The 7381-nt window shown below is 39.2% G+C and carries 2 protein-coding genes; one reads left to right on the top strand and one right to left on the bottom strand.

Annotated features, from left to right (window positions below; translation table 11 throughout):
• The first annotated feature begins 63 nt into the window (after positions 1-63).
• Positions 64-2673, top strand: a complete 2610-nt coding sequence (gene clpB / locus A9Q93_RS09685; protein WP_303687190.1) for an ATP-dependent chaperone ClpB — start codon at positions 64-66, stop codon at positions 2671-2673.
• A gap of 154 nt (positions 2674-2827) precedes the next feature.
• Here clpB and A9Q93_RS09680 read toward each other — a convergent pair.
• Positions 2828-7381: choice-of-anchor Q domain-containing protein (locus A9Q93_RS09680; RefSeq protein ID WP_303687189.1), on the bottom strand; the 4554-nt coding region annotated here is incomplete at its 5' end.

Genomic DNA, 7381 nt, shown 5'->3' with positions numbered 1-7381 from the left:
CTGTCGTAATGTCAATAAATTACTACGGTACAGGAATTGACTATTTGAAACAAAATTGAAATTATGAATCCTAATAAATTAACTATAAAATCTCAAGAAGCTTTGCAACAAGCACAGCAGCTTGTACAAGAATACGGACAGCAACAAATTGAAAACGCTCATTTATTTCTAGCTATCACTATGGTGGATGAGAATGTTGTTCCATTTCTATTTAAAAAACTTAATGTAAAACTAGATCTAATAAAGGATCTTGTAAAAAGCCAAATTAACTCGTTTCCTAAAGTAGATGGTGGCGATTTACAATTGTCTCGAGAAACTAATAGAGTGCTCAATGCGGCGATGAGTCTCGCTACTAAGATGGGAGATGAATACGTAAGTATTGAACATTTATTGCTGTGTATTTTTGATGGTAAATCAAAGACTGCTCAAATACTTAAAGATCAAGGTATTTCTAAAAGTAACTTAGAAACTGCTATTGAAGAATTGAGAAATGGCAATACGGTTTCTTCTCAAAGTGCAGAAGAGACTTATAATTCACTTAATAAATATGCAAAAAATCTGAACCTACTGGCAGATCAAGGTAAACTAGATCCTGTTATAGGAAGAGATGAGGAGATAAGACGCATCCTCCAAATATTATCCCGACGTACTAAGAATAACCCTATGCTTGTAGGTGAGCCAGGTGTAGGAAAAACTGCAATTGCAGAAGGTCTTGCACATCGTATTGTAGGTGGAGACGTGCCTGATAATTTAAAGAATAAGCAAATATTTTCTTTAGATATGGGAGCGTTAATTGCTGGTGCTAAATATAAAGGAGAGTTTGAGGAACGTTTAAAAGCCGTAGTAAAAGAAGTAACAACTAGTTCTGGAGATATCGTGCTCTTTATTGATGAAATTCATACACTGGTAGGCGCTGGCGGCGGTGAAGGTGCCATGGATGCAGCAAATATTCTTAAACCAGCACTAGCACGTGGAGAATTGAGAGCTATAGGTGCAACTACCTTAGATGAGTATCAAAAGTATTTTGAAAAGGATAAAGCACTTGAAAGACGATTTCAGAAAGTGATCGTTGACGAGCCTGATACAGAAAGCGCTATATCCATTTTGAGAGGTATAAAAGATAAGTATGAGACGCATCACAAGGTTCAAATTAAAGACGATGCTATTATAGGTGCCGTAGAGTTATCACAGCGTTACATCACTAATAGATTCTTACCAGATAAAGCTATCGATTTAATGGATGAGGCTGCTGCAAAGTTGCGCATGGAGATTAATTCTAAGCCTGAAGAGCTGGACGTACTAGATCGTAAAATCATGCAACTAGAAATAGAAATAGAAGCTATTAAAAGAGAAAATGATGAATCTAAACTTAAAAATTTAAGATCTGAACTGGCTAATCTTAAAGAATCTCGCAACGAGCTCAACGCGCAATGGGAAAATGAAAAAAGCGTAGTTGATAATATACAAAACGCAAAAACAGATATCGAGAACTTCAAACTAGAAGCAGAACGTGCTGAGCGTGAAGGTGATTATGGTAAGGTGGCAGAGTTGCGCTATGGTAAAATCAAGCAAGCCCAAGAAAAATTAGAAGAACTTCAAGCTGCTATGGAGGCAAACGATAGCTCTAATAATTTAATTCAAGAAGAAGTAACCTATGATGATATCGCAGAAGTTGTAGCCAAGTGGACTGGTATTCCGGTTACTAAAATGCTACAAAGTGAGCGAGAAAAGTTGCTGAAACTAGAGGATGAATTACACCATCGTGTAGTAGGGCAAAGTGAAGCTATTCTAGCAGTAAGTGATGCAGTGAGAAGAAGCCGCGCAGGTTTACAAGATCAAAACAAGCCCGTAGGTTCCTTCCTTTTTCTAGGTACAACTGGAGTAGGTAAAACAGAACTTGCCAAAGCACTTGCAGAGTATTTATTCAACGACGAAAATTCCATGACTCGTATAGATATGAGTGAATATCAAGAACGTCATAGTGTAAGTAGACTCGTAGGAGCGCCTCCAGGATATGTAGGGTATGATGAAGGTGGACAACTTACTGAAGCTGTAAGACGCAAGCCGTATAGTGTCATCTTACTCGACGAGATTGAGAAAGCACATCCCGACACTTTCAATATCTTACTACAAGTTCTTGATGAAGGAAGACTTACCGATAATAAAGGACGCGTTGCAGACTTTAAAAACAGTATCATCATTATGACTTCTAATATGGGAGCAGAATTGATTCAAGATCGTTTTCAAAATGCTACGTCAGTAACAGAGAATTTACTTGAAGAGACTAAAAAAGAAGTCTTGATATCATTAAAAAAACGAGTGCGACCAGAGTTCATAAATCGTATCGATGATATCGTGATGTTTACACCTCTTAATGCAAGTGAAATTAAAGAAATAGTAGGCTTACAATTAAAAGGAGTCACAAAGTTACTTGCAAAACAAGGCATTGTTATAGATGCTACAGAGCAGGCCATCGACTTACTAGCAAAAAAAGGATATGATCCACAATATGGAGCTAGACCTGTGAAGCGAGTTATTCAAAGAGAGGTGCTCAATGAACTTTCTAAGCAAATATTATCAGCAAAAATCGTTACGGATAGTATCGTTCTTATCGATGCCTTTGAAGATGACTTGGTATTTAGAAATCAAACAGATTCTGTAGAGGTCATTTAAAGAAGACCTATAATAAAGTTTAAAAGCTCACTCTTATTTAAACGAGTGAGCTTTTTTCATATGTCTGTAATTGTTTCGCTTTCGCGAAAGCGAGACAAAAAAAACCTGCCTCGATAGATTCGAGACAGGCTGGTTTAAGTAAGCAATAAAAATATTAGTCTATTATCAATCTTAATGTTTCCACAAGACCATTAGCTTCTAACCTGATAATATAAGCACCAGTAGCAAACGTACTCACTTGAATATTATTTAGGCCTAGCTCAGCTTTATCCATAACAATTGTTTTTCCTGTCATGTCTATTATTCTATAGTCCACATTTGTTTGAAATGAAGGAGAAAGTTCTAATTGAATAATTTCACCAGTCGCTGGATTAGGATACAACCTACTCGCAATAAATTCTGTTTCAAAGTTCTCATTACTTAAGGTCACCTGTGATTCATATGCTCCTATATCGCGAGTACCAAATGCTGCTTGACCGATTTGATCGGTAAAAGTATCGGCACTATCACCATTATCAAAAGCTCTAGTCCCGTTCATTAGTGCATGCGTTAAAGTAGTTCCACCATTATTTGCTAATGGTGCTAAAGCTGCATATTCTGGTGCTGCTGTGGTTCCAACTATATCAGTTGCAACCGGTGTAAAGTCACCTATATCATCGATTTCAATTAAATTAAAACCTAATGATGTATAAGAACCTGTACTTACACCTATGTCTGGAACACCGTTTGTAGATGTATTCTCTGCAACTATAGTATTCTTTAAAGTAAAACTACCTGTCGCTGATTGAAAACCTATTCCACCAGCATCAGTAGTCGCTGTATTTCTAGCTATAGTAACAGCATTTAAAGCATTAACTGGTCCAGTACTTACAATTCCTCCACCATTTGCACCAGCAGTATTACCAGAAATAGTTGTTGTAGTAACTGTCAAAGAACCATTGAGGTTACCTATTCCTCCACCATTTGCAGTAGCTGAATTATTAGAGATAGTGGAATTTGTAATTATAAAATCTCCACCATTTAAAAAGATCGCTCCTCCACCATCATTTGCGAGATCAGTACCAAAAGCACTGTTACCATCTAGCGTTGATAGGTCTACAGTCATTGTACTGTTGCTTTGATTCCATAAAGCACCACCTTCACGACCGGCACTATTATTATTGAATGTAGATCTTAAAATGTTAGTAACTGTTGCTCCTGTGATATGGATTGCTCCACCATTACCTGGGGCAGGAGTTCCGGCTGTACCATTTACATCGTTTCCTGAAATATCACTATCTGTTATTGATAAAATACCATCGATGATTTCAAAAGCTCCACCAGCTCTATTTGCAGAGTTACCGGTAAAAGTTGAATTGATAAATGATAATGTACCATCTAGACTTAAAACTCCACCACCAGAAGCAGAAGAACCTTGAGATAAATTATTAGTTACTATTATATTATCAGCAGTAACATTTCCACCATTGTTAAAGATTCCTGCGCCTCCATCATCTGCTGAGTTTCCTGTAGCAAAGTTTGCATCAATCGTAGAATTAGTTATAGACATTAGACCAGCACCATTCCATAAAGCTCCACCTTCTCTTGCCGCTATATTTCCAGAAAACATAGAACTAGAAATGACCACATCTTGATTACCTGTTATATGTAACGCTCCGCCATTTCCAGGTGCTGCTACAGCTGGTGATGCTCCTGCATTATTATTATTCATAGTTACATTAGTAAATGAGGCAGTTCCTAAACCAGCAACGATTTCAACTGCTCCACCTGCTCTGTTTGCTTTATTATTATTTAAAGTTGAACCATCAATGCTTAATGAAGCATCTGCATCTACTAACACCGCTCCACCTGATCCTGAAGCACCATCAGCAACATTATTAGTTAATGTTGAACCGTTAAGTATGGAAACTGTTCCACCATTTAAAGCATAAATGGCTCCACCACCATTATCAGCTCCGGCGCCACTTGCGATATTTCCATCGATAGTTGTACCGTCTACAGTCATTAAACCTGTCCCATTCCAAAGTCCACCACCTTCGCTTGCAGCAGAGTTCCCATTTACTGTTCCACCGATGATAGATACATCACCATTACCACTAATATGCAGTCCACCACCATTTCCTGGTGCATTTGTTCCCGTAACAACACCAGCTTCATTCATATTTAGGTTAACGTTATTTAGACTTACTATTCCACCGCTGTTAGATTCAATACCTCCACCTGCACGATTAGCTTCATTGTTTGAGATAGTCGTTCCAGTAGCAAGTAAAGTACCACCACCATTCATTAATATTCCTCCACCAGTAGAAGTGCTACCAGTAGCCATGTTTCCATCTATAACTACAGTACCTGTGATGGTTACATCTCCACCTTCGCTAAAGATTCCACCACCACCAGCTTCACCTGGGTTCATCGCTCCCGTGCTTGCTTCTCCTGCTGCTGTATTACTATTTACAGAAAGTGTTCCTGAAAGTGTCATTAAACCGCTACCGTTCCAAAGTCCACCACCTTCATTTGCTGCACTATTTCCATTTGCACTTCCATCTGTTATCGTAATATCTTGAGGACCGGTTATATGAAGTCCTCCACCATTACCTGGTGCAGCACTGCCCATAGGGCCTGTAATGTTATTGTCTAATGTGGTGTTAGTTAAAGTTACTATACCGGCATTAGTACCTGAAGAAATCTCGATTCCTCCACCAGCTCGGTTAGATATGTTATCTGTAATAGTCGCTCCTGTAACATCAAGATTACCGTCTGCGCCTACTAAGATTCCACCACCGGAACCTGACGTTCCATCTGCAATATTATTGCTGATAGTAGTACCAGCTCCTATTACAAGACTACCTGCTGGTAATTGAAAGATTCCACCACCACCATTAGTTGCCGCAGCTCCACTTGCTGTATTGCCATTAATTGTAGTACCGGTAACCGTCATAATTCCAGTATGATTCCAAAGCCCACCACCTGTAAAAGCAGAGGTATTATTATTAACTGTTCCACCAACAATTGCTACATCTTGCGCTCCAGATATATGCATACCGCCTCCACTACCTGGATTTGCTGCTGAGGTAACTCCTGTTGCATCAGTTCCAGCAAAATTACCGTTAAGAGAAACATTATTTAGAATAGCGGTAGTTGAAGTTCCAACTGTAACCTCTATTCCTCCACCAGCACGGTTTGCAGAATTACCTGTAATCATTGCTCCATCTACATCTAAATTAGAGCCATTTGCTAAAATTCCACCACCAGAACCTGAAATTCCGTTTGCTATGTTATTGCTTATGGTTGTACCTGGCTCAATTTCTAATGAACCATCAGCAAGCGCATAGATTCCTCCACCACCATTATCAGCTGCATCACCACTAGCTGTGTTTCCATCGATAGTTGTACCATCAACAGTCATTAATCCTGTACCGTTCCATAGTCCACCACCTTCACTCATAGCAATATTATTGTTCACTGTTCCACCGGTTATACTTACTGCACTAGATCCACTTATGTGTAATCCACCACCGTTTCCTGGTGCCCCTGCTCCTACTATTATTCCAGCTGTATTAGTGTCTAGAATTACATTAGTCAAATTTACTGGAGCACCTGAATTTGCTTCTATTCCTCCACCAGCTCGATTTGCTTCATTTCCTGTAATCGTTGTACCATTTGCATTTAATGATCCAGCAGCAATTAATATTCCACCACCAGTACTAGTGCTTCCGGTAGCTCTATTATTAGTGACTGATACGTTTCCTGAAATTACAACAGCTCCACCTTCATTGTAGATTCCTCCACCACCAGCTTCACCTAAATTGGTAGCACCCATTGCTGGTTCACCATTTGCTGTGTTATCATTTATTATTGCGCTACCACTAATGTTCATTATTCCCGATCCGTTCCATAAAGCTCCTCCTTCATTTGCTGCTGTGTTCTGAGTGAATGAACCATCTGTGATATTAACTGTCCCTGCTTGTGAGACATGTAAAGCACCACCATTCCCAGGAGCGCCTGCACCTACTACTACACCTGTAGCGTTCATGCTCATGGTAACATTAGTTAAGTTAGTTGTGGAAGCTTGATTTTGTTCGATTCCTCCTCCAGCTCTATTGGAGCTATTATTAGAAATTGTAGATCCGGTAGCTGTGAATGTACCATTTGCATTAAGTACTCCACCACCGGTTCCTTGAGCGCCACTCGCTACATTATTTGTAATCAAGGTTGTTGCGTCAGTAGTAACTGTTCCGCCTTCATTATAAATTCCTCCACCACCAGAAGCTCCAGCAACAGTGGCATCACTTCCCATGGCAGTGTTACTATCAACTGTGGTTGCTGCTATAGACATGACACCAGATCCATTCCATAAAGCACCACCTTCATTAGAAGCTGTGTTATTTGAAAAATTTGAATTATCTATAGTTGAATTCCCAGAACCAGTCATGTGAATAGCACCTCCATTTCCAGGATTACTACTTGTAGAGTTATTTGTAAATACACAATTATCAATGTTTAAACTACCTAGTATTCCAGAATTGTCTTCTATAGCACCACCTGCTCTAGAAGCACTGTTAGAAGTGAAACTTGCGCCATTAATAGTAACTGTACCTCCATTTGAATTAAAAATAGCACCACCACTACCTGATGTACCGCTAGCTGCATTAGAATCAAAAACTGTAGCACCTACTATATTTACGACGGCACCATCATTATATACTGC

Origin of the sequence: Nonlabens dokdonensis (assembly GCF_002162835.1) — a bacterium.
Taxonomy (GTDB): Bacteria; Bacteroidota; Bacteroidia; order Flavobacteriales; family Flavobacteriaceae; genus Nonlabens; species Nonlabens dokdonensis_B.
The sequence above is the reverse complement of the archived record's forward strand: the minus strand, read 5'-3'. Positions and strand labels throughout refer to the sequence as shown.

What these genes read in the sequence shown, in the direction of transcription:
- clpB (WP_303687190.1), top strand. Translation starts at nt 64, where the DNA reads ATGAATCCTAATAAATTAACTATAAAATCTCAAGAAGCTTTGCAACAA.